This is a genomic window from Rhizobium sp. IY2 (genome assembly GCF_047532935.1).
GTDB classification, from domain to species: Bacteria; Pseudomonadota; Alphaproteobacteria; order Rhizobiales; family Rhizobiaceae; genus Rhizobium; species Rhizobium anhuiense.
The window spans coordinates 18,623-44,795 of record NZ_JBLKNU010000001.1 but is presented as its reverse complement, the minus strand read 5'-3'; the positions used below and the strand labels follow the sequence as shown (position 1 = coordinate 44,795).

At 59.3% G+C, this 26,173-nt stretch carries 22 protein-coding genes and 6 pseudogenes; 17 read left to right on the top strand and 11 right to left on the bottom strand.

What is annotated here, in order from left to right:
• Window positions 1-26: 26 nt before the first annotated feature.
• A complete protein-coding gene (locus tag ACMUVN_RS00215) occupies window positions 27-2,894 on the bottom strand; it encodes an ATP-binding protein (RefSeq protein WP_414814748.1) in 2,868 nt (955 codons plus the stop codon).
• A gap of 220 nt (window positions 2,895-3,114) precedes the next feature.
• The gene (locus tag ACMUVN_RS00210) at window positions 3,115-4,083 is read right to left on the bottom strand and encodes an SDR family NAD(P)-dependent oxidoreductase (protein WP_414814747.1); all 969 of its coding nucleotides are present in this window, start codon (window positions 4,081-4,083) and stop codon (window positions 3,115-3,117) included.
• Window positions 4,084-4,710: 627 nt separating this feature from the next.
• Here ACMUVN_RS00210 and ACMUVN_RS00205 point away from each other — a divergent pair.
• Window positions 4,711-5,064: an RT0821/Lpp0805 family surface protein gene (locus tag ACMUVN_RS00205; protein WP_130760373.1), complete on the top strand. Its 354-nt coding sequence runs from the start codon at window positions 4,711-4,713 to the stop codon at window positions 5,062-5,064.
• Between the two features lie 324 nt (window positions 5,065-5,388).
• On the opposite strand, the gene ACMUVN_RS00200 is transcribed toward ACMUVN_RS00205, so the two are convergent.
• Together ACMUVN_RS00200 and ACMUVN_RS00195 are read right to left on the bottom strand one after the other, a co-directional pair.
• A complete protein-coding gene (locus ACMUVN_RS00200; RefSeq protein ID WP_130760372.1) occupies window positions 5,389-5,625 on the bottom strand; it encodes a hypothetical protein in 237 nt (78 codons plus the stop codon).
• Window positions 5,626-5,772: 147 nt separating this feature from the next.
• Window positions 5,773-5,955, bottom strand: a complete 183-nt coding sequence (locus ACMUVN_RS00195; protein WP_414814746.1) for a DUF3606 domain-containing protein — start codon at window positions 5,953-5,955, stop codon at window positions 5,773-5,775.
• A 72-nt stretch (window positions 5,956-6,027) separates the two neighbouring features.
• Between ACMUVN_RS00195 and ACMUVN_RS00190 the strand changes: the two genes are divergently transcribed.
• The 5 genes and pseudogenes from ACMUVN_RS00190 (at window position 6,028) to ACMUVN_RS00170 (ending at window position 8,957) form a co-directional block, all read left to right on the top strand.
• Complete coding sequence (locus tag ACMUVN_RS00190) at window positions 6,028-6,231, top strand: hypothetical protein (protein ID WP_414814745.1); 204 nt, start codon at window positions 6,028-6,030, stop codon at window positions 6,229-6,231.
• 61 nt (window positions 6,232-6,292) lie between these two features.
• Window positions 6,293-7,201 carry a Ku protein gene (locus ACMUVN_RS00185; protein WP_414814744.1) on the top strand — a complete coding sequence of 303 codons (909 nt, stop codon included), beginning with the start codon at window positions 6,293-6,295 and terminating at the stop codon, window positions 7,199-7,201.
• Between the two features lie 11 nt (window positions 7,202-7,212).
• Window positions 7,213-8,025: a Ku protein gene (locus ACMUVN_RS00180; RefSeq protein ID WP_131720434.1), complete on the top strand. Its 813-nt coding sequence runs from the start codon at window positions 7,213-7,215 to the stop codon at window positions 8,023-8,025.
• A gap of 4 nt (window positions 8,026-8,029) precedes the next feature.
• Window positions 8,030-8,278, top strand: a pseudogene (locus ACMUVN_RS00175) (hypothetical protein); the annotation flags it as partial.
• 76 nt (window positions 8,279-8,354) lie between these two features.
• Window positions 8,355-8,957: pseudogene (locus ACMUVN_RS00170) on the top strand (hypothetical protein).
• A gap of 9 nt (window positions 8,958-8,966) precedes the next feature.
• On the opposite strand, the pseudogene ACMUVN_RS00165 reads toward ACMUVN_RS00170, so the two are convergent.
• A pseudogene (locus ACMUVN_RS00165) lies at window positions 8,967-9,096 on the bottom strand (OB-fold nucleic acid binding domain-containing protein); the annotation flags it as partial.
• A gap of 55 nt (window positions 9,097-9,151) precedes the next feature.
• Window positions 9,152-9,301: pseudogene (locus tag ACMUVN_RS00160) on the bottom strand (hypothetical protein); the annotation flags it as partial.
• 100 nt (window positions 9,302-9,401) lie between these two features.
• Here ACMUVN_RS00160 and ACMUVN_RS00155 point away from each other — a divergent pair.
• Entirely contained in the window at window positions 9,402-10,574 is a 1,173-nt protein-coding gene (locus tag ACMUVN_RS00155; protein ID WP_414814743.1) for an MFS transporter, read from the top strand.
• A 53-nt stretch (window positions 10,575-10,627) separates the two neighbouring features.
• On the top strand, window positions 10,628-13,042 hold the full coding sequence (locus tag ACMUVN_RS00150; protein WP_414814742.1) for a PAS domain-containing protein: 2,415 nt from the start codon (window positions 10,628-10,630) through the stop codon (window positions 13,040-13,042).
• 188 nt (window positions 13,043-13,230) lie between these two features.
• On the opposite strand, the gene ACMUVN_RS00145 is transcribed toward ACMUVN_RS00150, so the two are convergent.
• The gene (locus ACMUVN_RS00145) at window positions 13,231-13,929 is read right to left on the bottom strand and encodes a type 1 glutamine amidotransferase domain-containing protein (RefSeq protein WP_131720430.1); all 699 of its coding nucleotides are present in this window, start codon (window positions 13,927-13,929) and stop codon (window positions 13,231-13,233) included.
• 618 nt (window positions 13,930-14,547) lie between these two features.
• Here ACMUVN_RS00145 and ACMUVN_RS00140 point away from each other — a divergent pair.
• Together ACMUVN_RS00140 and ACMUVN_RS00135 are read left to right on the top strand one after the other, a co-directional pair.
• A complete protein-coding gene (locus ACMUVN_RS00140; protein ID WP_414814741.1) occupies window positions 14,548-15,597 on the top strand; it encodes an alpha/beta fold hydrolase in 1,050 nt (349 codons plus the stop codon).
• A 297-nt stretch (window positions 15,598-15,894) separates the two neighbouring features.
• Window positions 15,895-16,929, top strand: a complete 1,035-nt coding sequence (locus ACMUVN_RS00135; protein WP_414814740.1) for an LLM class flavin-dependent oxidoreductase — start codon at window positions 15,895-15,897, stop codon at window positions 16,927-16,929.
• A gap of 200 nt (window positions 16,930-17,129) precedes the next feature.
• Here ACMUVN_RS00135 and ACMUVN_RS00130 read toward each other — a convergent pair whose 3' ends face one another.
• Window positions 17,130-17,600 carry a YybH family protein gene (locus ACMUVN_RS00130; RefSeq protein WP_074068747.1) on the bottom strand — a complete coding sequence of 157 codons (471 nt, stop codon included), beginning with the start codon at window positions 17,598-17,600 and terminating at the stop codon, window positions 17,130-17,132.
• Window positions 17,601-17,949: 349 nt separating this feature from the next.
• On the opposite strand from ACMUVN_RS00130, the gene ACMUVN_RS00125 reads away from it, so the two are divergent.
• A complete protein-coding gene (locus ACMUVN_RS00125; RefSeq protein WP_131720427.1) occupies window positions 17,950-18,630 on the top strand; it encodes a response regulator transcription factor in 681 nt (226 codons plus the stop codon).
• A gap of 31 nt (window positions 18,631-18,661) precedes the next feature.
• On the opposite strand, the gene ACMUVN_RS00120 is transcribed toward ACMUVN_RS00125, so the two are convergent.
• Together ACMUVN_RS00120 and ACMUVN_RS00115 are read right to left on the bottom strand one after the other, a co-directional pair.
• Window positions 18,662-18,967 (bottom strand): YbfB/YjiJ family MFS transporter, encoded by a 306-nt coding sequence (locus ACMUVN_RS00120; protein ID WP_414815005.1) that lies wholly within the window; start codon window positions 18,965-18,967, stop codon window positions 18,662-18,664.
• Window positions 18,964-20,056, bottom strand: a pseudogene (locus ACMUVN_RS00115) (NAD(P)H-dependent flavin oxidoreductase). The gene ACMUVN_RS00120 and the pseudogene ACMUVN_RS00115 overlap by 4 nt, the downstream one beginning before the upstream one ends.
• Before the next feature lie 272 nt (window positions 20,057-20,328).
• Between ACMUVN_RS00115 and ACMUVN_RS00110 the strand changes: the two are divergent.
• From ACMUVN_RS00110 to ACMUVN_RS00085, 6 genes and pseudogenes are all read left to right on the top strand, one after another.
• Complete coding sequence (locus ACMUVN_RS00110) at window positions 20,329-21,054, top strand: SDR family NAD(P)-dependent oxidoreductase (protein WP_414815004.1); 726 nt, start codon at window positions 20,329-20,331, stop codon at window positions 21,052-21,054.
• Window positions 21,048-21,518, top strand: a complete 471-nt coding sequence (locus tag ACMUVN_RS00105; RefSeq protein WP_414814739.1) for a RidA family protein — start codon at window positions 21,048-21,050, stop codon at window positions 21,516-21,518. The genes ACMUVN_RS00110 and ACMUVN_RS00105 overlap by 7 nt, the downstream gene beginning before the upstream one ends.
• Window positions 21,519-21,552: 34 nt before the next feature.
• Window positions 21,553-22,542, top strand: coding sequence for an enoyl-CoA hydratase/isomerase family protein (locus tag ACMUVN_RS00100; RefSeq protein WP_414814738.1), 990 nt, complete (start codon window positions 21,553-21,555; stop codon window positions 22,540-22,542).
• Window positions 22,543-22,680: 138 nt separating this feature from the next.
• Window positions 22,681-23,232, top strand: a complete 552-nt coding sequence (locus ACMUVN_RS00095; RefSeq protein ID WP_414814737.1) for a hypothetical protein — start codon at window positions 22,681-22,683, stop codon at window positions 23,230-23,232.
• Window positions 23,233-23,249: 17 nt separating this feature from the next.
• Window positions 23,250-23,885 carry an isochorismatase family cysteine hydrolase gene (locus ACMUVN_RS00090; protein WP_168271668.1) on the top strand — a complete coding sequence of 212 codons (636 nt, stop codon included), beginning with the start codon at window positions 23,250-23,252 and terminating at the stop codon, window positions 23,883-23,885.
• 208 nt (window positions 23,886-24,093) lie between these two features.
• Window positions 24,094-25,621: pseudogene (locus ACMUVN_RS00085) on the top strand (aldehyde dehydrogenase (NADP(+))).
• Window positions 25,622-25,705: 84 nt separating this feature from the next.
• Here the strand turns inward: ACMUVN_RS00085 and ACMUVN_RS00080 are convergent.
• The gene (locus ACMUVN_RS00080) at window positions 25,706-25,951 is read right to left on the bottom strand and encodes a tautomerase family protein (protein ID WP_231283633.1); all 246 of its coding nucleotides are present in this window, start codon (window positions 25,949-25,951) and stop codon (window positions 25,706-25,708) included.
• Window positions 25,952-26,173: the final 222 nt, after the last annotated feature.

Sequence of the window (26,173 nt, the reverse complement as noted above, 5' to 3'; positions counted from 1 at the left end):
AGCTGTACGCGGATGTTAGGTTTCGATCAGGGATTTTCGGTCAGCATTGCCCTCGCCGTCCTCAGGTCAGAGGTATCGAAACCTTCGCTGAAACGGTCGTAGATCGTGGCCAAAAGCTCTCGAGCCCCAATCCTGTCGCCCCGCTCGCTGGACGAACGAGCCAGACTCATGACTCCTCTGAGCTCCAGGGAAAGCGCGTCCTGCTGTCGCGCCAGCTCCATGGACTGGAGATAGCACCGCTCGGCGATGTCGCCGTCTCCGCAGTGAAGAAAGATGTCGCCCTTCAGACGATAGAGTTCCGTGATGTACCAGAGTTCATCCTTCTCTTCGCTCGAAGCAATGGCCGCATCCACGAGCGCGCGCGCTTCGACGTGCTCGCCAAGCGAGGCGAGGCCCTCGGCCAGGGAGCAGACAAATCTGACGTTGTAGAGATTGAAGAGCTTGACCCGACGCAGTTCCGCCAGTCCGTTGCGGAGAAGCGGAACGCCTCTTTCGGGAAGTCCCCGCTGGATCAGCAAAGCCGCTTTCCAGCAGCGGCCGAACACCTCCCATGGACCGAGCCCATTTAGTTTCGCCAGGTCGAGTAGTTCTGTGATCGCGGAATCAGCAGCCGCAAGGTCCCCGACATGAACGAGGATTGGGCACGACCATCTGGCCAACGCTTCGCACAGGGAGATCGCGTGGCCGGAGGTGCGCGCCGCTTCGACGGCCTCGGCGGCGGCGCGCACAGCCTGATCCGGTAAGCCCTGCATCCACAAGAGCTGAGCGGGCTGTATTCGCGCCGAAACGGACTGTCCGAATCTGAACCTGACAGATCCACCAGGGGGAATGTCGGTCGAGACATCGTGAGCCAGCATAAGATCGGCGTGGCGACGGGCACCCCGGAAATCTCCCATGCAGAAGAGCGTCATGCTCAGCATGCGGTCGCCGATGAACCTGTCGAGGCCGTTTCGAGCAAGCCTCACGAACCGATCCGCAGTATCGCGAGAGGCCCGATACTCGCCCATGCCCACCTGCGCGACCCACAAGCCCCACAGGGCCTCTGCCTGTTCGTCGATGTCCCCCAGCTCTTCGGCTATCTCCAGGGCCTTCGCGAACGCTGCAGGAGCCTGTGGCGCGAACCCTACCTTGAAGGCCTGCGAGAGACCGAGCGCTCTATAGAGCTGCATGACCTGACGGGCGCGCCCGTCCCGCCTTTCCCCTGGATCGATGCCAAGCAGTGCGCGTTGCACACACGTCAGGCACTCATCAACCAACGACAATTGATACCAGAGGGGAATGGCCGAAACAGTTACGGCGATGCCTACATCGGCGTCGCCGTTGTCAGAGTAGGCCCAGTCGAGGACGTAGCGGACGTTATTGATTTGGGACCCGTACTTTTGCAGCCAATCCTCGCTTGACAGGGTTTCCACTTCTTCTGCCGAATGCTCGAGGGTCTCGCACAGGTATCTCGCAAGGCGCTGGACGACGAGGCTTACCTCCCCTTCTTCCTGCAATTTGCTTGCAGCGAATGCACGTGTCGTATCGAGCAATCGATATCGTGCCGCCTTGCCGTGCGTATCAACAGCTAAAAGGGACTTCGCCACGAGCTGCGCGAGTTGCCCCGGTACATCGCGTTCGTTTGCGAGCGGGTCGAAAGCGACGGCTGCGGCTGCCTCGCGGCCGAATTCACCGGCCAACACGGCGAGCGCTCGCAACACCGCTTGCTCCTCGCGCGAAAGCGCCCCATAGCTCCAGTCGATCATGGCAGCCAGCGTCTGGTGGCGTGGAAGAGCGGTGCGCCTACCACCCGTCAGCAATCGTAGCCGATCATTCAAAAGCTCCGCTATCCCTCGGGTGCCGAATGCCTCGACCCGACCCGCAGCCAGCTCAATTGCGAGGGCGATCCCGTCGAGCTGACGGCATATGTGGGTGACGATCGGCGCTTCGTCGTCATCGAACGTATACTCGCTTCCGGACGATGTTGCCCGGTCCACAAAAAGGCGGATAGCGGGAAATGCCAAAGCATCGGCCGCAGTCAGGCCCGCGCCGAGCGGCGGCATATCGAGCGGCGGGAGCCTGTAGACGCTCTCGCCCTCCACCCGCAAGGCCTCGCGGCTGGTCGCCAGAACGCTGATGCCCGGCGCCTCCCGGAGCAGGGTCTCCGCCAGTCCCGCGGCGGCGTCGAGAACGAGTTCGCAACTGTCGAATACCAGAAGCATACGCTTGCCACGGAGGTGCGCGGTCAACAGGGAAACGGTATCGCCCGTGATCTCCGGGAGCCGAAGCTGTGACGCCAGCACGGACGGAAGCGACGAAGGATGCGGGAGCGGTGCCAGATCCATAAAGCACACGCCATGTTCGTACGATGAAGATAGTTTTTCCGCCACGCGGATGCCGACCGTTGTCTTTCCGATGCCACCCGGACCGACAACGGAGACCAGACGAGACCGTTGAACGCGTCCTTCAAGGATTTCGATTGCCTCCTCCCTGCCGATCGGTCGTGTCAGTTGCCTCGGAAGATTATTCGGCGCTGCTTCCTCGGCAGACCCGTTTACGAGTTCCAAACGGGAAAGCGGCGCGATGAACCGATAGCCCCGCGAAGGGACGGCCGCAATGTAGCGCGCGGCCGATCGGTCTTCGCTGAGCGCCTTGCGAAGCACGGCGATCTGCGCTCTGAGATTGGATTCCTCGACTATCGTGTTCGGCCAGGCGCGCGCGATCAGTTCGTCCTTCGTCAGGAGTTCGCCGGGCCGCTCCGTCAGCGCGATGAGGATGTCGAGGGCTCGCGAGCCGATTGCGACCGGCTCCTGGTCTTTGAAAAGGAGGTATCGCCCCGGGTACAGCCGGAATTCGCCGAACGATGTCGCAACATCCGGCGCCGCGGTTGCATTAGGTAATGCCTGCCCTTCCATCCTGATCGGCCCTGATAGCTAAGCGGTGTGAACTCGGAGCGAGTAATGCGGCGCATCATAGTCGATCCTGTCGGGTCGGAGAATGACAACGCAGTAAAATCATGAATCGAGAAAGTATGGCAACTAATTAGTGGGCCGTCCCATCTTCTTCTAGTGAGATCAGTACGTGCGGTGCCGTCGTCAAGCGCCGAAAGGCACCGTAAGAGACAACATTGGTGCTTCAGGTTACTGCAATATCCAAACCCGTCAACATCGCGCTCGTGCGCCACAAACATTCAGCCCTCTCCGGGTCAATCGCATAAGGGCGCACGCCGACGGGCCTTTCGGTCTCGACGGAAGCGATGTCGCAGTTCTCGCAGTATACCCCTCCTAATGAATTCAATGCCGGGGAAGTTGCGCACCAGACCGTCGTAGCCGCCCCTTGCTCGGGGGTTTTCTTGTCCCCAGCCGGATTGATCACAGGAGTCCCGTCTGGCTCGAGGGCGCCGACAGCGTCGAACTCGGATCGGGATAGATGACGGACCCCGGATGTGACGATCATCCCCGGATGAACAGCAAATGCACGAACTCCATTTGCGCGGCCGCGCCTGTCAAGCGCCACCGCGAAGAGGGCGTTCGCGGTCTTGGATTGGCCGTAAGCCATCCACTTATCATAGGGACGGCGAACGAAATCAATATCCTCGAAATCGACATCGGATATCTGGTGTCCCCGAGAGGACATGACGACTACTCGCGATGTTCGGGCTGCCACCAACGCTGGCCACAGCAGCGCTGTGAGCTGATAGTGTCCCAGGAAATTGGTTGAGAAATGGCCCTCACGGCCACGCGGATCACGGAAAAGCGGCTGCGCCATTATGCCCGCGTTGAGAACGAGAATGTCGAGCCGACCCTGGCGGTCGAGGAAAGCGTTAGCGAAGGCTTTAACTGATGCCTCATCCGCAAGATCAAGGGGCCATACATCAACCTTATTGATCCCGCTCAACGCCGCGCGGGCGGCGACAGGGTCGAGCGCGGGAACATGTACGCGCGCCCCGGACGATGCCAGTGCGCGGACCGTCTCAAGCCCGAGACCGGACGAACCGCCAGTCACTACCGCAACCCGTCCCGTTAGATCCGCGTCGCGCACTACCTCCATAGCCGACATGGCGGGCCCGAATCCGGTCAGCAGCGGTTCTTGAACTACTTGCAATCTGCCCCCACGGGTTTAATCGCGACCGCCGATCGGCACTGGGGCACCGTACCTCTTTTCCTGCTCGCTGTCGCTACGGTGAGGTGAAATGCAACACGGCAGTCGTTGCTCGGGCACGTCGACTCCCGACTTCGGCTGGATTGCCCCCTCGATAAATCTTCAATGCTCGCCAGTTGCCGTCGCGAGATCTCGGCTCGGCGCCAGGGTACAAACGAACAAAAAGGCCGGAACGAATTCGCACAGACCTTCCTCGTTGTCGTTCAATCACCAGAGCCAGTACATCCGTGGTCAAGAGCTAGGAACGACGCGGCGTTGCGGCCAATGCCCCGACGAATTATTGCGAGTGCGTCGGACTTCGGTCCGATGGTAGACAGCAATCTCTCTGCTAATTTCCGTTCCGCTGAGACTGCAAAACTCAGCACGAAAAGGGTGTCTGCCCCTGATCCGGAGCACCCTTTTCAAACTCGTTTTCGGGAATCCCGGCCCACGCTCATTGAAGGCCTGTAGGCCACGCACTTTGGGAAAACGTTCGCGCCGTCTCAAAGCGACCGCGTCTTCTTCAAACCTCGCCAGAATGTGAACTATTCGTAACTTGAAACACAACAGGCAAAGCGCTTTATCCGAGCGATGAATCCGAAGCACTTCATCTCGGCAATGAGCATCGCGGCTTTGGCGGCATGCTCACATATCGAGCCGCTTGAGACGCCCCTCGCCCAGTCAGCAATCCAGCACCAGACGCCTTTGACCGATCAAGCGGTGATTGCAGATACAGTCGGTCGCGGTGCTGTCGGTGCAACTGCGCTTGCTTGGGCCAACCCATCGACGGGCAGCGCGGGCGTTATCGAACAGATCGATGCCAGTAACGATGGGCCGGACGGATGTCGCGGTTTTGTAACCAGTCGGCAATCGCTCGATGGCATGACGCGCTTCAACGGCGTAGCTTGCCCGTCTGGGAACAGTTGGAAACTGGGCGGGAAATAGGGTAGCGCTCAACGTCCGGTATCGCGTCAAGGACATCTACGCCATGCTCTCTTCAGATAACGATCAATCGCAGGGGCCTATGCCCCCGGAAGCTACTAGCGTGGACCCGAAACTCTCTCGTATCGAGAAGGACCAAACCGATACCTCGGGCATGTTCTGGCGGTACATCGCTCGGAAAGCGGCGACCAATCCATCCGGTACCGTGTTGCCTGGAATGAGCTGCTGGCAATCGATCAAGGGGAATATGTCTACGACTGGAAGAAGACGCGGTCGGATCACATACAGTGCGAATTCGTCGAGTCCAGCCCGATCTGATTTGGCTTGTCAATGCACTGAGTTCGAAGATGGCGCGTTCACGCGCGTGGCGGCCAGCCCGACGTAAGTGCCGATCAGAACGGTCGCCATCTCCTCTACCGAGCGACAGCCCTCGTTGTAGAGTTCGATGGCGGCATCACACAAAAACGAGGACGCTTGATCGTCCCACTCCACCTCGTAGTACCGATACCATTCACGGACCGCCTTCGACATCAGCAGGTGGTCGTTCTTTATGCACTTGGACATGCGTTACCCCAGACATGGAGGCGGCAGGCCTGCGGGCTATGACTGCTTCGTTACGCGACAGTGGCGTCGCCATGATCCCAGACTAGGAAAGACAGGACATCCACGGGGACTGCCTCGTCCGTGGACAGAGCAACGTCGTTCGGCGGTCTAACGGCGACCAATCCCGGCCTCGACCTTCTTCCTTGAGTTTCCAGCGCTCTTCACGGCCTTCTTGACGGCATCTTTCGAGACGCCCTCCTTCTTTGCTTCGTACTTGACCTCGTGATCCTGGCCGCCGGCCACGCGGGCTCGATCCTGTGCGCGGCCTCGGGATGTCGGTGTCTGTGCCATCGGGCTTCTCCTTCGAATGAACATCCGCAGTAGAAACTCATAACGATTCCGGTGGTTCCCGGGAGATAGTGGATGATGATGTTGCGCTTGAAGCGGCAGCGGAATTCCCTAAGCGAGGTGCCCGGCATGGTGCTGGAGGAAGCAGGTGGCTGTGGCTCTCGAACTAAACAATCTCCACCACTTTCTACTACTGCCGGGCGCAAATTCGACCAGCGAGACGGCGGAATCAATTTGGGAGAGAAATTCCGTAAAGTATTGAAAAATGATTCGTTTTGAGTCGGAACGAATCACCCTGACACGTCTTTGAGTCGCGGATTAATGATTCGGAGTATTTGTCATGCCGTCAGGACAGCGTGCGCAGTGGAAAGGCTTTTTGAAGTTCGGCGAGGTAAGCTGCGGCGTCGCTCTCTATACGGCAGCCTCGACTAGCGAGCGCATCACCTTCAATACCATCAACAAGGCCACGGGCAACCGCGTCAACCGCATCTTCATAGACAGCGAGACCGAGGATCCGGTGCCGAAGGAAGCCCAGACCAAAGGCTTCGAGATCGAGAACGGCCAGTACATCATCATCGATCCGGAGGAAGTTTCCGCCGCGATCCCTGAGAGCAACAAGACGCTCGAGATTGAGGCGTTCATCCCCTGCTCCGATGTCGACGACGTCTACTTCGACAAGCCGTACTACCTCACGCCCGACAAGATGGGCGGAGACGCGTTTGCGGCTCTCCGCGATGCGATGAAGAAGTCGATGGTCGCGGCCGTCGCCCGCACCGTCCTATTCCGTCGAATGCGTACGGTGCTGATACGGCCGCACGGCAAGGGCCTGATCGCCAGCACGCTCAACTACGACTACGAGGTTCGTTCCTCCGAGAAGGCTTTCGAGGAGATGCCCAAGCTCAAGATCCAGGGCGAGATGCTCGATCTCGCCAAGCACATCATCAGCACCAAGAAGGGCGAGTTCGATCCGGCGACCTTCGATGACCGTTACGAAGCCGCCCTCGCGGATCTGGTGAAGGCGAAGCTGGAAGGCAAGTCGCTTCCGAAGCCGAAGAAGGTGCAGGTCTCGAAGCCCAACGATCTGCTGGCCGCGCTCCGCGAGAGCGCAGGCATGATGAAGGCCGCTGCGGACCAACCGAAACGCACTGCCGCCAACGCTAACTCTGGCACTGGGAGGCAGCGCGCCGCGCGCGGGGCGGCAGCGAAGTCCGCCGCTTCAAAGGCTGCCCCGCAGCGCAAAGCCAGCTAGGGAGATAGACGATGGCTCCGAAATACTATTGGAAAGGCTATCTCAAACTCTCGCTGGTCACCTGCCCCGTGGCTATGACCCCGGCCACGAGTGAAAGCGAGAAGGTTCGCTTCCATACACTCAACAAGGAGACGGGCAACCGCGTCGTCTCCCGGTACATCGATTCGGTCACGGGCAAGCCCGTCAAGGACGAGAACGAAGCCAAGGGCTACGCTCGCGGGGAGAACGACTACGTTATCCTCACGGAGGACGATCTGGATGCCGTAGCGCTCGACACGGTGAAGACGATCGACATCGACAAGTTCGTCCCGGCCGACAGCATCGAGTGGATCTACCTGGAAAAGCCGCATTATCTGATGCCTGACGATGCCGTCGGCAACGAGGCATTTGCGGTGATCAGGGATGCCATGAAGGCTGACAAGGTTTTCGGCGTGTCGAAGCTCGTGATGGGCCGCCGAGAGCGGGCGGTCGTCCTGGAACCGCGCGGCGAAGGCATCGTGCTCTGGACGCTGCGTTTCGGCGACGAGGTTCGACCGGAGGAGAATTACTTCGAGGAAATCGACGAGAAAGCAGATCCGGATCTCATTCCGCTCGTCCAGAAGCTCATCAAGCAGAAGACCGCGCGCTGGTCGCCGGACATGGTCAGCGATCCCATTCAGACCAGCCTGCTGAAGCTCATCGATGAGAAGAAAAAGGCGTTGAAACCAAAAAAAACGGCGAAGGGGAAAGCTGCCGAAGCTGCTCCGAAGTCGAATGTGTTCAACATCATGGATGCGCTCCGGAAGAGCGTCGAGGCCGATCTCAAAGGCAGGAAGTCCGGGTAGTCACATGCATCTGACGAACACCAAAGTAGCCCACGAGAACGGCGGTTGGCGCGTCGACTTCGTTGGAGATGACGGCGATGCCGTTACCGTTAATGTGGCCAATGCCGCCTATATAGATGAGGAGGCTGCAGTCGAACGCGCTCGCGCCATCATGGTGCGGTTAACGGCGTTCGGCACCCGAGGCGGCGGTCGGAGCGTGAACACCTACGATGCCGCCAGCAATGGGAATTTCGACGACGATCTGCCCTTGCTCGTACCCGGCACTGATTATCCGCCATGGCAAGACATGCAGCCCGTTGACGCTCGCCCTTCCCGATGCCATCTCCAGTATGCCCAAGACGAAGACAAAAGTGCAGAGCGATGATCCTGAGCTGATCAAAGAGTGGTCGCTCCCGGTGGAGGCGACGTTCGGATCGGCTGTCAGGGTGAAGGGAATCCTGCAGGAAATACGGTCTCGCCTGCCTCCCGCGGTCAGGAAGTCGCTGGATATGCAGTCGGGCGAGCTTACTCTCGTTATGCCGGAAACTTCGAAGACAGCGTTTCGCGCGACCTCTTCGATTGTCTCGGAATCACTGCAAGGCATAGCTGACCTTCCGATCATCCCTCGCGAGATCGAGGACATCCTGGGAATAACCTCCTAGGAAAGGAAGCGCTGGTTGGAGGACGGGCGTCTTCCAAGCGCCGGAACCCGAACCGTCAGGCTTCAGGGCCGAGCGCGACGAATCACTTTCCGCGTATTCGATCCGCGGGTCGTCGAAGACCTGCTCAATCGCGGGACCGTGGAAGAATGGCGCGAGGAAGACGCGGCGGCGAAAGCAGAAAACCGGAGGCGCGCCGCCTACCAGGCGAAGCTGCCGCGTTCCCAGGCTGAAGATGCTACGCACGGTTTGAGAGGGTGGGACGAGTTCGGTAGCGAGGGTCTGCTGCGGTAGCGATTGGCGGTGGATGGCCATCATGGATGATCCCAGCGATGCGGCGGCGCTTTTCAAACACGAATGGCCATACCACCACGTTCACCGATCCCCTTTTGTCTTCGATCGTCAGGAATGTGACACCCTTTGCCGACCTCGGCCATCTGACACATGTCAGACGCAAGCGCCTTGATGACATCCTCCGGCAGGCCATGCGCCTTCACAACATCGCGGATCGCTCCCTTGGCCCGATAGCATGAGACGGTCGCGCAGAGAGCGACCTTGTCCTCACGATTTGGGCAATACCATAGTATGATGTGCTTGGTGCCAGTTTCCGGTAAGCTCAACTTCACGCGGCAGGGCATCAAGCACGATGACAGGACGAGATGCACCTGTGCCGGGCTGTTTTGAGATAGATCGACAACGTCCGTCGGTTCGGACGTGGCTGGCTAGAGTTAACGACAAATGAACGGGGGCGATTTGAAGCGTCATCGGTCTCTCCGCTGGGTCGTCGCATACGGATTTTTTGGCGCGCCGCGTGCCGGAGCGTCGATCGCGTTTGCTATGGCAGCTCTTTCGATCACTGATAATGCAGCGGGCGGGGCTACAGCGCTCGCAGCTATGACCGCTGCGCAACTGGCAGGAGCGATACCCGTTGCCCGGTTGGGACGCGGTTCTAACTCGATCGCGTATTTCAAGATCCTCATTGTAATCAGGACCATGGCGCTATTCTGCGGCGCCGCAGCGTGTGGCATGGGCGCGTCCTACTCGATTTTCATCGCTGCGGCAGTTGCGTCCGGGCTTGTACAAGGAGCAGCCTTCGGCCATCTGCGCGACGCCGCGAACTATCTTGTCGCACCGACGCAGATGACCAGAGTCCTTGCTTGGGGGTTTTTCGCAACCGAACTTGCTTTTCTGGTCATGCCGATCCTGGCGGCGGCGTTGGGGACCGTCTCCGCATCATTGGCGATAGCTGCTATCGCGGTTCTAGGGGCGCTTCCTGCCTTCATCTTGCCGTCAGCACCGACCGCCGACGTGAAGGTCGAGGAGGCGGAGAAGAGAAAAGCGATATCTCCAGATGTCCTTATTTGGTTAGCGTGCGCTTGCGCCAGTTCCGCCGCAATCAGTGCGATCGAGGTTGGCGCGGTATCAATTGCAATGGGATTTGGGCTCCAAGCGGGGTATGGAGCAGTGTTCACTGGAACCTTGTGTGCGGCCTCCCTGATTGGCGCAATTGTAAATAGCTTCCTTAACCGAACTTTTTCGAGGCACCAGGTCGCCGGAATGCTAGCGGCGATCCTCATTGGTATCGCGCTCGTACTTCAAAATTCCTTTGGGTTATCGATCGTCGGCTGTGCGTTGGTGGGACTGTTTGCCCCGTCACTCGGTATTCACTACTCTTTGCAGATCAACAGATTGGTAAGGCCCGAAATGAGGGCCGAAACGTTCTCGGTGCTGAAGATATCCACCTCGGTTGGGACGATATTGGCGTCATCGATGCTTGGCTGGACATCGGTCTCTTTAACGCTGACCGCAGCGATATGGTTGCTCCTTTTCGCACTGGGCATGATTTCAGTGCAGGACTTGATCGTCGGGCGGCGCCTGTCTACGGCGCGCACGCAGCGTGTACCAGATTAGGCAAGGCGCAAAATGCCCCGGCGTGCGGGCAAAGAAGGTAACGGGACGGCCGGATGTCCATTTCACTTAACGAGCAGGCAACCCCGACTGAGCCCGATGCGGCGCTGATCCTGGACCACCTGCCGGGTCTGGTTTGGACGACAGACGAAACGGGCACAATCTCATACTGCAATGCCCGTTTTGGAGAATATGCTGGTATAGATTTCGGCTTGAGCCGCTCATCACACTGGGCGAGCGTTTTACATCCGGACGACGTAATATTCGCGGTCCAGTACGGTCGAAGCGCGCGGTGGACCGAAGGGCATACGGTCATCAACGCCCGTTTGCGACGAAACGATGGAGAGTTCAGGTGGTTCGAGCTTGCTGCGTCGCCGCTGGCGGATGGTGGCAAGGTCTGCTGGCTCGGGACAGAACTCCACGAGAGCGCCAGCGAACGGGCCCAAGAGGAAATCGAAAGCAGATTCCGGCGCTTCCTCAATTGCTTATCGCTTCCAGCGCTGCTGATCACCCCTGCTTTGGAACTCGAGTTTGCCAATCACGCGGCGTTGCGTTGGTACGGCTTTCGGCCCGAGGGTTCGGAGCAAGTGACTTCGGCCGATATGGAGTCGAGGAAATTCGATGAGATCCTGCTTCCGCTCAAGGCATACATGGAGGGAGAGCAAACAGCGGTCGTCTCATACCAAGCACAGCATGCCGACGGCACACTCCGGTCGCTTGAGGCGCAAGTCGTGCCGATTATCGATAAGTCAGGCGAACTGACCAACTACGTCGTACTTCAGAACGACGTTCAGGACTCTCGCGATGCCGCCTACCTGTTCGGGAAGGAAATGGAGATCCTCGACATGGTGGCCCGAGGCACACCATCAGCAAAGGTTCTTCACGAGCTCTGCAATGTCGTCGACGATCTGATCCCCGATCTCCTTTGCTGTTTTCTCGAGCTGTCGCTCGATCGCAAGTTCTTTCGAATGGGCGCGGCTCCCCGGTTGCCAAGCGAATTCCGAGAGATCTTCGACCGAAAGAGCGTGGCTGCGGACAAGAATGCGTGCTCAGTCGCAGCGCTTTCAAAGAAGGCCGTTGAAATCCAAAACCTAGGCGAAAGCGATCATCGCGACACGTCCATGGGCCAGTTCATGCTGGCCAACAAACTCAACTATTGTCATGCAATTCCCATTCTCTCGCCCTTTGGGAACACGGCTGGGATCTTTGCCATCCTCCGTCATCAATATACCGAACTCAAACCTCACGAGCTGCAAATTATCGACCGTGCAGCGCATATAGCGGGGATTTCCATAGACAGGACGCGCCATGAAGAAGCGCTAGTAAAGCGGGAGACCCAGTTCGAGCGGAGCCAGGCACAGCTCGTCGCAGCACAGCGGATTAGTTCGACCGGTAGCTTCACATCCGACATCCAGCGGGACGAAAATATCTGGTCTGAGGAATTTTATCGAATATTCGATCTCGATCCGAAGCTCGCGCCGAGCATCGATGCGGTCAGGGAGCGAATCCATCCGGAAGACCTGGAACGTTTCAATGTCGAGATGCAGAGAGGGCTTACTGGCGAGGGCTCCGATTTCGTCTTTCGGATCATCCGGACGGACGCTTCCGTCAGGTTCATCCGCGGACTTGCAAAAGTGACACGTTACGTGGGTGACCACCCGATCTTCATGGGGACTGTACAGGACATCACTGAGACGAAACGGGCGGAAGACGCCCTCCGACGTGGTGAGGAAGCTCTGTTGAAAGCGAGAGAAGAACTCGCCTATGTTTCACGCGCGATGACTATCAGCGCCTTGACGACGTCCATCGCCCACGAGGTGAGCCAACCGCTGTCGGGGATTCTCGCCAACGCCAACGCCTGTGTTCGCCTGTTAGCGCTCGATCCGCCGGACATCGCCACTGCGGCAGACACTGCACGGAGAACAATCCGGGACACTATGCGCGCCACCGAAGTCGTTAAGCGCCTTCGGGCTATGTTTAGTCGGCAGGCTCCGACTATGGAGGAGATCGACCTCAATGAAATTGCTCGCGAGGTAATCGCATTATCGGCGAGAGATATGCGGGAAAGATCTATCGTCCTCGAGTCCAGATTGGCATCCGGACTGCCTTCGGTCAGAGGCGATCGTATTCAACTCCAGCAGGTCATCTTGAACCTGGTCCTGAACGGGATCGAAGCCATGGCTGAGATCGAGGGGCGGCCCCGCCGTCTGCTTGTGCTGACTTCACCCGACGAGGACATGCTCACTTTGTCGATCGTGGATGCGGGCGTCGGCATCGCCGCGGACTCTGCGGAGAGGCTGTTTGAACCTTTCTTCACCACAAAGCGTAACGGAATGGGGATCGGACTTTCTATCAGCCGGTCGATCATCGAAAACCACGGCGGCAGCATGTGGGCGACGCCCAACGATGGACCGGGCACAACGGTTGCCTTTTCGATACCAAAAATCCCTCCCTTGGCCCAGAGCGTTTAACTGACCTACCAAGCTCTATGCGGGCGGCTTACTGAAGTCTCGTCTTCGCCAGACACCAGGACGATTTTGCCAGGCACTGGGCGTAGTGTTCGAACGGGGCAGGTTCATATCAAAGGCACCGAGCACGGACCCAGTGCCCCATTCGAGAAGGTCAAGATAGCAGGGGTTGGAACGCCGCCCCTGATTAGTCAGGCCGCGGTTGAGGCGTGGCCGCTCGTCAGCAGCTTTACTAGGTGCTGAGCCCCTGCTGTCGAGGATGCTGGGTTTTGTCCCGTGATTAGGCGACCGTCAGTAATAGCGAAGCTCTCCCAGTTTCCTCTCTTTTCGTAAAGGCCGCCGAGCCGCGTGAGTTCATCCTCCACGAGGAAGGGAACGACCTTAGTGAGTTGGACTTCTTCCTCCTCTGTATTGGTGAAGCCCGTTACACGCTTGCCCTGAACAATAGGAGCGCCTTTGTGGGTCACCCGATGCAGAACTCCGGGTGCATGACATACCGCCGCGACAGGCTTTCCGGCATTGTAGAAGGCCTCGATCAGCTTGATCGAATCCTGATCCTCTGCAAGATCCCACATCGGGCCGTGGCCGCCCGGATAAAATACGGCGTCGAAGTCTTCCGACCTCATGTCCTTTAGCAGCTTTGTGTGGGCGAATACTTTCTGCGCATCGGGATCCTTCTTGAAGCGGGCCATCGCCGGTGTCTGGTTCTCAGCCAGATCACTCTTAGGATCGACAGGCGGCTGTCCGCCCTTGGGTGACGCAAGAGTAAGATCGATGCCGGCGTCACGGAACACGTAGTAAGGAGCGGCGCCCTCCTCAAGCCAGAAGCCGGTCTTGCGCCCCGTGTCGCCGAGCGTGTCATGAGAAGTGAAAACCATCAGTATCTTCATCGGAGAATCTCCTTCCAGGTTGATCAGCCGAAAAAGGCTGCGGCGCAGACTATGCTCTCGATGGATCGATGGCGCAGTTGAACATTGGTATCGGCGATACCAAGGTATTGAATGCAGCTTCCCATCATCCAAGAGAAATTTTTAATTCCCCCGAGAGCTCAACTGAGGTCCGACAGAGAGACACTCGCTCCAGAACCGACGGACGCAGATGGTACCCAGACACGTGTCGGCGCTGGCCGATCGCTGATGGCAATCAGAACCCCGACGATCGCCACCATGGCAATTGCGATCACAACAAGCGGAAAGCTTGAGCCAGGATGTTCTTGGTCTCGGTAGATCATCTTCTGCTCCCGATTTCTGGCCGCGGCTGATCCGAAACCGCCGGCTTCGACGGAGACTATGTCGGGGGACAACCAGGAAGGCAGTTGCACCTTGGTATAGGCGATACGTTTGTATAGGCGATACCATCGTGCAGTAGCGCGCTACACGGGTCAGTCTCAATGTTCCCGGATACGGATCGACGACGGATATCGATACGGAAGGTCAGCGCAACACTCTCGGAATCCGGATCGTGAGCGCAGCCTAGAAGGTAAGCAATCACCACCGGAGACTGGCGCAATGTCAAATTTCGTACCCGCAAATCTTACACGCCGATCTTTTGGCGGCGTTGCACTCGCCATTACCGCAGCGGGTGTCCTCGGTGAAAAGATGGCTGAAGCCTCTCAGGCAACCACGCGTGTGGACGTACCAACGGCCGCTACCGGAGCCATACTCGAAGCAAACAAGAGTATCGAGGCAGGGGACCTGCTTGTCTCCTATGCCGACCTGGGACCGGCGACCGGATCACCAGTGTTGCTGCTGCACGGCTGGCCCTACGACATCAACAGCTTCGCGCGGGTCGCACCTCTGCTCGCCGACCGAGGCCACCGAGTTATTGTGCCGTTCCTGCGGGGCTACGGCGGCACGCGCTTCTTATCCGGGCGGACGAAGCGCAATGGGCAGCAGGCGGCAATTGCAGTCGATACGATCAAGCTCATGGACGCCCTAGGGATCAGGGAGGCTACGATCGCTGGATTCGACTGGGGAGCGAGGACTGCCGACATAGTCGCGGCCCTTTGGCCGGAACGCTGCAGGGCCCTCGTCTCGGTCAGCGGCTATCTGATCGGAAGTCAGAACGCGGGCAGGATGCCACTGCCGCCGTCCGCCGAACTTCAGTGGTGGTATCAATTCTATTTCGCCACAGATCGCGGTCGCGAGGGCTATGAGAAATATACGAACGACTTCGCCAAGCTCATCTGGCAGCTCGCCTCTCCAAATTGGAAGTTCGATGATGAAACGTTCTCGCGAAGTGCCGCCGCGTTGGGGAATCCTGACCATGTCGCGATCGTCGTTCATAACTATCGATGGCGTCTCGGACTGGCCGAGGGCGAGAAGCGGTTCGACGAGTTGGAAGACAAGCTCGCGGCCGGTCCCGAAATACACGTGCCTACGATTACCATGGAAGGTGACGCGAACGGGGCACCCCACCCAGATCCAAAAACCTACGCAGACAAGTTCAAGTCGAAATATGAGCATCGCCAGATCACAGGCGGGATCGGTCACAACCTGCCGCAAGAAGCCCCGGAATCGTTCGCTAGTGCCGTGATCGATGTGGACGGCTGGGCGTAGTTACCGAAATCGGCGCAGCCTCGAGCCTGTGAGGGAGCACGCATCAACCGACAAGTTCCGCGCACGTCGGTCTGGGCTCGACGCCTGTTCGATGGTGACCCGTCAAAATCCAGGTATCGAATCCTTCGATGAAATCGATCAGAAAATGGTGCCTAGTGGACACCCGCCGACCGTGTGATGGTGGAACGCACTTCCAGATAGCACAGCTCTTCTCCGCGATTGCACGGCGAGGAGCGTGCTTAAGCTGGAAGGATTTTTAGTAGGCGACACCACCAGCTCAAACGGAAGGATCGATGATTGGAAATCGGTATCGATAGTTTCGCAATGCTTTTGACCGACCCTGCCACGGGGCGATTGCAGTCAGCCATTGACCGCATGGAGAGCGTGCTGGCGGAGATTGAGCTCGCGGATCAAGTCGGCCTAGATGTTTTCGGAATGGGCGAACACCATCGAGAGAACGCGCTCGATTCAGCCCCGGCCGTCATCCTTGCGGCCGCGGCCGCGCGCACAAAGTCGATCAGACTGACAAGCGCCGTGGCAGTCCTCAGTGCCGCCGATCCCGTGCGGCTCTTCCAGGAGTTCGCCACACTGGATCTGATATCCGGCGGAAGAGCTGAACTCGTGGTCGGTCGCGGCTCATCCGTCGAGGCCTATCCTCTGTTTGGATTCGACCTGCGGGACTACGACGCGCTCTTCGCCGAGAAGCTGGACCTCTTGCCGAAGATCAGGGAGCAACCCAATGTCAAATGGGAGGGCCGCTTTCGTCCTGCGATCAATGGCGAGGGTGTCTTTCCCCGTCCGCACCAGCCGACCTTGCCAATCTGGCTGGGCGTCGGCGGCACGCCTGAATCCTTCCTCCGCGCCGGAACGCTCGGATTGCCGTTGATGGTCGCCATCATCGGCGGAAGCTTCGAACGTTTCTTGCCTCTGGTCGAACTCTACCGTCGCGCGTGGCTCGCCGCCGGCCATCCCGCGCAGAACCAGAAGGTCGGAGTACATGCCCTAGGCTTCGTCGGAGAGACGGACACGGCTGCCAGGGAAGCGTTCTTTCCGGGCTGGTTCCAGATGTTCACGGACGCTGGACGGGAACGGGGATGGCCGCCGCCAACGAAGGCGCAATTTGAGCACATGTGCGGTCCAAGTGGCGCGTTCCTGGTTGGCAGTCCGGAGACAGTTGCGGCCAAGATTATGCATGTGAACAATACCTTGTGTGGAGTCTCTCGCATCACCTTCCAGATGAGCACCGCAGCACTGGAAACCGAGGCGATGCGCCGCTCGATAGAACTCCTCGGCACTGATGTAGCGCCTCTTGTTCGCGGACAACGTCCTTGAATGAGTCATCGAATGACACGAGGCTCAAGGGAAGATACCAACACCGCCTGATCGCCGGGGATCAGCCACAGCCTTCCCCAGAAGTCACCAGACGCCTTCTCACAGGCGGTTCCCGATCCGTGGGCCTGAGGAAGCGAAGTGTTTCCACCGTCGGTGGAAACACTTATTGCGAAGGCAACGCGCCAACGTGGATGCTGTGGTCAACTGCTGCTGCCGAAAATGAGGTTTCGATAGGCTGCGAGCATCTCCGGATCTTCGACAGAGCCATGATGATGGAGTTGCCTCCAGCCGCCATCCACCTGAACGAACCAGCGGGTTGTTCGGAAGGCGACATCAAGACTGTCGCTGGCAGTTTGACACTTACCCCGTTCCCGACCGACGAACAGATGCCACTCGCGTCCGCCCTGGCTGGTGAAGTCATGGAACGCAACATTTACCGTTGCGGCGCCGCCGAACAGCTTAGAATAACCCTCAGCGATCTCGTTCCAACCGCGACGAATTCCGCCGATAGGGTTGTCCATGCTGGGAGCCGCCCCAGGGAACCAGATCGCCTCCAGCCCCACCATATCGGCAGCATTGAAGGCCCTGTAGAATTCGATCAGCGCATCCAGAGCGCCACCGTTCCCTGCCTTCTGTTCTGCACCCGTGATCTCTTCAAAACGTTCCTTCATGTCGAACCTCTTTGCGGAATCTGTGGCGAGCTACGCCAATCCAGCGGCGTCGATCGGTCGACTGGAGGAAGGTGGCAGCACGCTCCAGAGCCAAGCCGACGAAGGCAACATGCGCAGCGATGGTTGCGTAATCCATTATACGATGGTGTCGGCGCAAGCCCACCGCGGCAAAATCCCGATAGGCCGCTGGCGATACCATCGTACAATGGACTTCTAGCGAGAACGGCGCATCCTCAGCAGGCGGTCGGAGCAAGCGCATTGCGCTGCCGCGCGCCGCAAGTTGAGAGAGTTGTGATATACATACTTCGATTGGACGACGAGCCTGCTGTCTTCTCTGGGGACGAAGCACATGTATCGGATGATCTCGGCAATGACGAATGCAGCGCTTCCCGATGGTGGGGATATCAAGCGACCAACCGTCGTGGTTATCGACGACGACATATCAGTCAGGGAATCCCTGGAGCTCCTCATAGTATCAGCGGGCTGGCAGCCCCTGCTCTTTGAATCCGCCCAATCCTATCTTGCAACCCCCCTCTCGTCGGCTCCGTGCTGTCTCGTACTCGATGTCAACATGCCGGGCCTGAACGGCCTCGATTTGCAGACCGTGATCAACATGGGCGGCAATCGCATGCCGATCATTTTCGTCTCCGGCTTCGGCGATGTCCCGATGACCGTAAAGGCGCTCAAGGGGGGCGCGCTCGATTTTCTGACCAAACCCATCGACACGATGGCGCTTCTGGAGGCGATCCGATCGGCACTCGCGCGGAGCGAAGAAATGCTACGCAACGACGAGGAGCTTCGACGGCTGCAGCGCTCGTACGACACGCTGACAAAGAGGGAACGCGAAGTGATGATACGCGTGGTCAAGGGTCTCTTGAACAAGCAGGTCGCATTCGAGCTCGATATAAGCGAGATCACCGTGAAGGCGCATCGCGGCCAAGTCATGCGTAAAATGGACGCCCGCACCCTTCCGGAACTGGTGAACATGGCTGCAAAGCTCAGCCTCGGAGAAAGTGTCGAGGCGGACTGAAGCGTCCGGCAGTCTAGCGCGGCGACGTGCACTACCCTCGCGCTCGACGTCTTTCGGATGGATAGAGCATTATCATCGCGACGAATATGGCCGCCCCGACGACCAGGGCGATGCTGGCGAGGCCGAGGGAAAGACCGAATCCCGCGTCGATGCTAGCCGTCCGCGCCAGAATGATCCCCACCACCGGAGGTCCCGTGATCTGTCCGACAGCGAAGACAGCCGTTAGAAGTCCCATGTATCGGGCATGATTTCTCGCGCGGATTCGCCTCACTTCGTTCATGGCAAAGAAACTGATCGCGGTGAACGGCAGGCCAACCGGAGCGCTGCTGACGCTCAGTCCCAGAGCGTCGTGCCAGAACGCGAGCAGGCTCGGCGCCCGAGCACCATTAACGCTGCTTCGTAGAGGTTCCGGGTCAGATCGAAGGCTCCCATCCTGGGTGCAAGTCTCGCCGACTGTGAAGTCACCCCGTGACGCCTTTTCCGCCTGCGCGCGCACGGCAGACAGTGCGGCTCCGGCAGTTGGGAACGCTGGCACGGCCTCTGAAATTGGACCGAGTTCCCGCATGAGGCGGTTGACGATACCTCTGGCGGGACGGCCGGTGAAGACGTTCGTGATTGCGGTACTGTCATCACCTGCCTCGGCGAGCGCTTGCGCGTGTACCGCCGGGATCTTCGCCTCCGGGCAGAAAAGGTAGGCCGTGCCGACCTGGACGGCGGAAGCGCCGAGCATTAAGGCCGCAGCAACGCCCCGGCCGTCGGCGATACCACCCGCAGCAATCACAGGAACCGCTACGGCATCGACAACTTGCGGAACGAGCGCCATCGTTCCGACCTGGGTGGACATGTCCTGTGTGAGGAAGTTGCCACGGTGCCCTCCGGCCTCAGAACCCATCGCGATGATGGCGTCGGCCCCGTTCGCCTCCAGCCACGCGGCTTCGGCCGCAGTCGTAGCGGAGGACACGACCTTCGCGCCGGCCGCCTTCACGCGGTCCAAGAGCGGCCTGGCAGGCAATCCGAAATGGAAGCTCACCACCTCCGGCCTATGCTCTTCGACAACCTCACAGAAGCGTTCATCGAACGGCGCACGACCCGCACCGGAAACGGGAGCGGCAGGGTCGAGATCAAATTCGACATAGTAGGGTGCCAGCAACGCCCGCCATCGGATCTCAGCGACCGCGTCCACGGAAGGCGTTAGATGGGCGAAGAAATTCACGTTCAGCGGCGCCTTGATCGAGGCGCGAATGCTGCTGATCGCAGTCTTCAGTTGATCGACGGTCAATTGCGCACTCGGCAGCGAGCCTAGTCCTCCAGCCTGCCCTGCGGCGACCACCATCTCGATGGTCGTTGCTCCGGCCATAGGCGCCTGGATGATCGGAAGCTCAATACCGAAAAGATCGAGTATGCGTCGGTCTGGCCAGCTCGTCATATCGCACACCATCCCATTGTGTGGCTCGACCACTGGTTAGATCCTTGCACGTGGCGGGTCTATTGCACTTGATGATCTGGCACCCGATCCAAAGGTATCGGGGACACCTTCGTACAATAGCTAGAAGCAATGAACCGCGAGATGGTGTTGTCACGGCGGCGGCGACGATCGTTCCTATCCGCAACAGTAGAGACATGACTTTGAAGATCCTGGCGAACCTGCCGCGCGTCGGCGGTCGGAGGATCGTGCGTGGTCCAACAATGGAGGTGCTAATGAGCACGCGGAAGACAATCTTGATCACGGGCGCGTCCCAGGGGATTGGGGCAGGACTGGTCAGATCGTTCCTCGAACGAGGCTACAATGTCGTCGGCACATCGCGCCGTGTCACGGAAGCAATGCTGCCGGACGCTCCGGAACACCTGGAACTGGTCGATGGCGACGTGGGCGATCCAGTGACCGCCGAACGCGTAGCGCAACGCGCGATCGAACGCTTCGGATCGATCGACGCGCTGGTGAACAACGCGGGCATTTTCTTCACCAAGCCGTTCCTCGACTACACGATCGACGACCTTCGGCAGCTTACCGCGACGAATGTCGAAGGATTCATCCACTTCACCAAGCACGCGATCCGGCAGATCCTCCGCCAGGGATCGGGCGGAAGTGTCGTCACGATAACGACCTCGCTGACAGACCACCCGATCGCCGGCGTGACCGCGTCGTTCGCCATGATCACCAAGGGCGGCCTGAATGCGGTCACGAAGAGCCTCGCGATGGAATTCGCCAAGGACAACATCCGGGTGAATGCCGTCGCTCCCGGCATCGTCGACACGCCGATGCATGAAAAGGATCCGAAGGACTTTCTGAAGTCTCTCTCGCCAATGGGCACGATCACCGCCGTCCCGGAGATCGTCAACGGCGTCGTCTATCTGACGGAATCCACTAACATCACCGGGGAGGTGCTGCACGTCGACAACGGCGCACATTTGGGAAAATGGTAGTCCTTGGCGCTGACGCACGATTGCGGGATCTTGAGATCGAGCTCCCTCCCCCGCCGACACCTTTCGGCGCTTATGTCGAGGCGGTCCAGGTCGGCACGCTTCTCTTCCTGAGCGGAATGCTCCCAGTGATCGGACACGAAGCGGTCTACCACGGGCGCGTCGGCGAAGGTCTTTCGGTCCCTGAAGGCTACAACGCCGCCCGTGCTGCCTGCCTCAGCGGGCTCGCCGCGGCGAAGGCACACCTGGGATCTCTGAACAAGATCAGCCGTATCGCCAAGCTCGGCGTCTACATCGCGTCGCCCGGCGATTTCCAGGAACACCCGAAGGTGGCCGACGGGGCATCCGAGCTTCTGCGCGACGTGTTTGGCGCGTCATTGGTTCCGCCCCGAATCGTCCTTGGCGTCTCCAGCATACCGTTGGGAATGCCGGTCGAAATCGAACTCGTGCTCGAGATCGAATCCTAGCGATATCATTCCAACGACCTGAATGGAGTTATTCATGAAACTCAGATCACCCATCTCGACGAGCGCAACTATCTCGTCATCGAAGTTCCTGACGGCTGCGGCAGTGCTCATGCTTCCGGCCCTCGCGCTTTCCGGGCAGACGATGGTCGCGGAGACGACAGATCGTCCCACCGACTCCAAGCCACAGCCTGCGAGCGAGAAGCCCCAAATCCGGATCGAGAAGCGCACACCCGCATATTGGCGCGTCACGTTCGACAATCCGCCCTTCAACATATTCGGCCCGGAGACCATTCCGCAGATGGAGGCGGTCGTCGCGGAGATCGAAGCGGACCCGAGCCTGAGGGTCGTCGTCTTTGACAGCGCGGTGCCGGGCTTCTTCCTCACCCACTATAACTTTACGCCGCCGCTCTCCGAATCCACGAGCCTTCCCTATGGAAGGACCGGCCTCCACCCCCTGCCGGACATGCTCGTTCGCATCAGCAAGGCGCCCGTTGTCTCCATCGCCCTCATTCGCGGGCGAGCCACGGGCGTCGGCAGCGAACTGGCGCTCGCCAGCGACATGCGGTTTGCCAGCAAGGAGAATGCAATTCTTTCTCAATGGGAGGTCGGAGCCGGCTTCGTTCCGGGTGGCGGTCCGATGGCGCGCCTCCCGCGTCTGATAGGCCGCGGCCGCGCGCTCGAAGTCCTTCTCGGCTCCGATGACATCAACGGCGAGCTTGCCGAGGAATACGGCTACGTCAACCGTTCATTCGACGACGACAAGCTGGACCCGTTCGTCGATGCGCTCGCCGCCCGGATTTCTGGTTTCGACCGTCAGGCGATCGCTGATACGAAACGCCTCGTCGATTTCGCCAGCCTCCCGAGCGATCCGGAAATCGGAGCGGGCTGGGACGCGTTCATCCAGTCCGTCCAACGCCCAGTGGCGCAGAAGAACATCGGCCGCCTGATGGAAATGGGACTTCAGACGAACCCGGACGTCGAAGAGCGCCTCGGGCACTACACTCAGACTTTGGCCGACAACTAGGCCAAACCCGCGCCCGCGCGTTGGAACGGCAGGTCGCGCGGGCGCACATCCTGCCAGTCGTCCCCTCAGAGAAATCGCGCGGTTCCCAGCCGCGGAGATCTTCCGCACCGACAACCCAACCAGCGATGGAGAAGTCACATGCACAGCATCGAAAACCAGATCGTCGATTCCAGCTTTTCGGCAATCATCAACGCACCGATCGAACAGGTGGATATTCCGAAGTGGTGCTTTACCCTGCCGGAGAAGGAATACCAGGGCTGCTCTCCGGCGCACATCGCTGCGGGCTTCACGACGGCGCCCGACGGCACGCGCATGTCGATCAATGTCGAGACGATCGGCGGAAGCCTGATGGTCCAACATTACCTCGAAACCCTCGGCGAGAAGGATCATCTCGTCCTTGATTCCAATTCCGACGTGTTCACGCCAAATGGCCGCGTGACGATCCATGTCACCTGGGAACTCAGCGTCAAGAAACTCGACGCGGGTCGATGTGAATTCACCAACCGCGTCAGGTCCTATGCAACGGACGAGATGATGGCCTTCCTCGACCGCCAGGGCATCCCCTTCGAGATCTTCCGGACGCAGCGGCAACCGATGTCGATCGCACACAACAAGGGCGAGACTCCCCTGTTTGCCGCAAGCATCGAGCGGGCGGCGCTGAAGAACGCCGCCTCCACGAAAGCGGCCTGATCAACGGAGGAATCCCCATGACCCAACTGTCTTTCGACCGGAATAATACAGGTCTGCTGGTGGTCGATCCGTACAACGACTTCATTTCCGAAGGCGGCAAGATCTGGCCAAGGATCAAGGAAGTGGCCGAGGCGAGCAACTGCGTACCGCACATGCTCCAAATGCTGAACGCGGCGCGCGAGGCGAAGCTTCGCGTCTTCTATGCTATGCATCATCGGTATCGCGCCGGCGATTACGAAAATTGGAAGTTTATCGCTCCTATCCAGCGCGCGGCATGGCATCGCAAGAGCTTCGAGTTCGGCACCTGGGGCGGAGAATTCCGCGCCGAGTTCGTACCACAGCCGGGTGACGTCGTCGCCTCCGAACACTGGTGCTCCAGCGGCTTCGCCAACACCGATCTCGATCTCGAGCTGAAGCGGCATGGAATCCAGAGGCTTATCGTGATCGGGCTCGTTGCCCACACCTGCATCGAGGCGACCGTGCGCTACGCCGCCGAACTCGGATACGACGTGACCGTCGTCAAGGACGCGGTGGCCGATTACTCGCAGGAGATGATGCATGCCGCTCTGGAGGTCAACCTCCCCAACTATGCCAGCGCTATCGTCGACACCACGGAAGCCATCGAAGCGATCGGCCTTACACAAGCGGCGTAAGCTTGCATCTCGGCGGCATCAGCATTTGGCGAGCGTTCGCGGACGCACGCCGAATCTCCCATCAAAATCGAAAAGTAATACTTTTTAACCCTCAAGGGTTGGCATGCCCTTCGCCGGCACCTATGTGAGTTCGACAGCCGACTGCCGATTTCGATCCTCCAATATGGTACAGAGAGGCGGTCATGGCTCCCAATTCGAAAGGATCCACATGACATTCTCCGGAGACCTTCTCATCGGCGGCTCAAACGTGCGTGGCGCGGCTGCGACCTTTTCCGCGATAAACCCTGCCAACGGCGGTGCAATGGACCCGACTTTCGCGGGCGCGACGAAGGCGCAGGTGGAGATGGCCACGGCTTTGGCGTGGGACGCGTTCCCGGTCTACAAAGAGACGACGCTCGAAGATCGGGCGCGCTTCCTGGAAACCATCGCTGAAGGCATCATCTCACTCGGCGACGACCTTATCCTGCGAGCGATGGACGAAACTGGCCTGCCGCGCACACGGATCGAAGGTGAACGCGCCAGAACTGCCGGACAGTTGCGCCTGTTCGCGAAAGAGGTCCGCGACGGCAAGTTTCAGGAGCTTCGCTTCGATCCGGCCGACGCTGACCGCAAGCCTGTTGCTAAACCGGACCTTCGACTGAGAAACATTGCTCTCGGTCCGGTCGCCGTATTCGGAGCATCGAACTTTCCTCTCGCATTCTCTGTCGCTGGCGGCGACACAGCCTCGGCCCTTGCCGCCGGCTGCCCTGTTGTCGTCAAAGCTCACTCTGCCCACCCCGGAACGTCCGCGCTCGTTGGCAAAGCAGTCGTGGATGCCGTCACGGCATGCGGTCTTCCACCTGGGACGTTTGCCCTTTTGTTCGATGCAGGATTCGAGGTGGGACAGACTCGTCGCCGATCGCCGGATCCATGCCGTCGGATTCACCGGTTCGCGCCGCGGCGGTACCGCGTTGATGAAGATCGCCTCGGAGCGGAAGCAACCAATACCTGTCTACGCCGAGATGAGCAGCATCAATCCCGTCATTCTTTATCCGAGCGCGCTTCGTAATCGCGGATCCAAGATCGGAACATCGTTCGCATCCGCCCTAACCCTGGGCGCGGGCCAGTTCTGCACCAATCCAGGCCTGATCATCGCCGTCGATGGTCCTGGACTCGATGCGTTCATAGAAAGTGCCGGTGCAGCAATTTCGGAAGCGCAGGCCCAGACCATGCTGACGGGCGGCATCTGCGAGGCCTACCGCAAGGGTGTGGCAAGGCTGTCGTCGTCATCGTCGGTCTGGCGGGTCGCTGCGGGGAAGAACGGAACTTCCTATCAGGCCGCGGCCGCGCTCTTCGAAACGACTGCCGCAGTATTCCTCGGAGATCCCGCGCTGCAGGAAGAAATCTTCGGCGCCTCGGGACTGATTGTTCGCTGTAAGGACGAAACGGAGCTACGTGAAGTCATCGAATCCTTGGAGGGTCAGTTGACGATCGCCCTGCACTTGGATGCCGAGGACATCGCGGCCGCCTCGACGATCATCCCGCAGTTGGAGCTTCTCGCGGGCCGACTTCTCGTCAACGGCTTCGGAACCGGGGTCGAGGTATCCCCGGCGATGGTCCATGGGGGACCGTATCCGGCCACGTCAGACGGTAGATCGACCTCAGTCGGGACACTGGCGATTTATCGATTCCTGCGGCCCGTTTCCTACCAGGACTTTCCGGCGGAACTGCTTCCGGAGTCACTTAGACGGTCATAAGCGCACTCGGGCGGTGACGAAGATGCCGGGCAGGCGTGAACCGCCGCGTCGGCCCCTCAATCAGACGGGTACGCGGGAAGCGGCTTAGGAGCGGTGTTTTAGGCTTTCGACAAGAACGAATCTTTTGGACCTATCCATCCCAAGGCCGGTATCAAGGACTTGAAGATGCGATCTCTCGTGCTCCTCCAATATCTGATACCGATCTCGGCGCGGAACGCCGAACGCTTCGACAACGACATCGTTGGCGACGTCGAGCAGCGTCTGAAGTTCGTCGACGCTGCGCCTTTGAAGACGTGGATCCTTACCAGTGGCATTGGTCATCTCCTTCATCGGTGCGGTGCTTCGTCATGACGCCGATCCGCATCCCGATGGCGGCAGCTCGCGCCGGAATTCCGAGAGCTGAGGTCACCCATGTTACGACCTCCGCCACCTTCGGAAGGCGCGAAAGCAGACTTCGTCCGTGACACATTTGAGCATGATGCCAGCACCCCTGTCATCGTGGCGAGGACGACTGCTTGCCGTCCTTTTGAAATCCACGCGTTGAGGGCGATC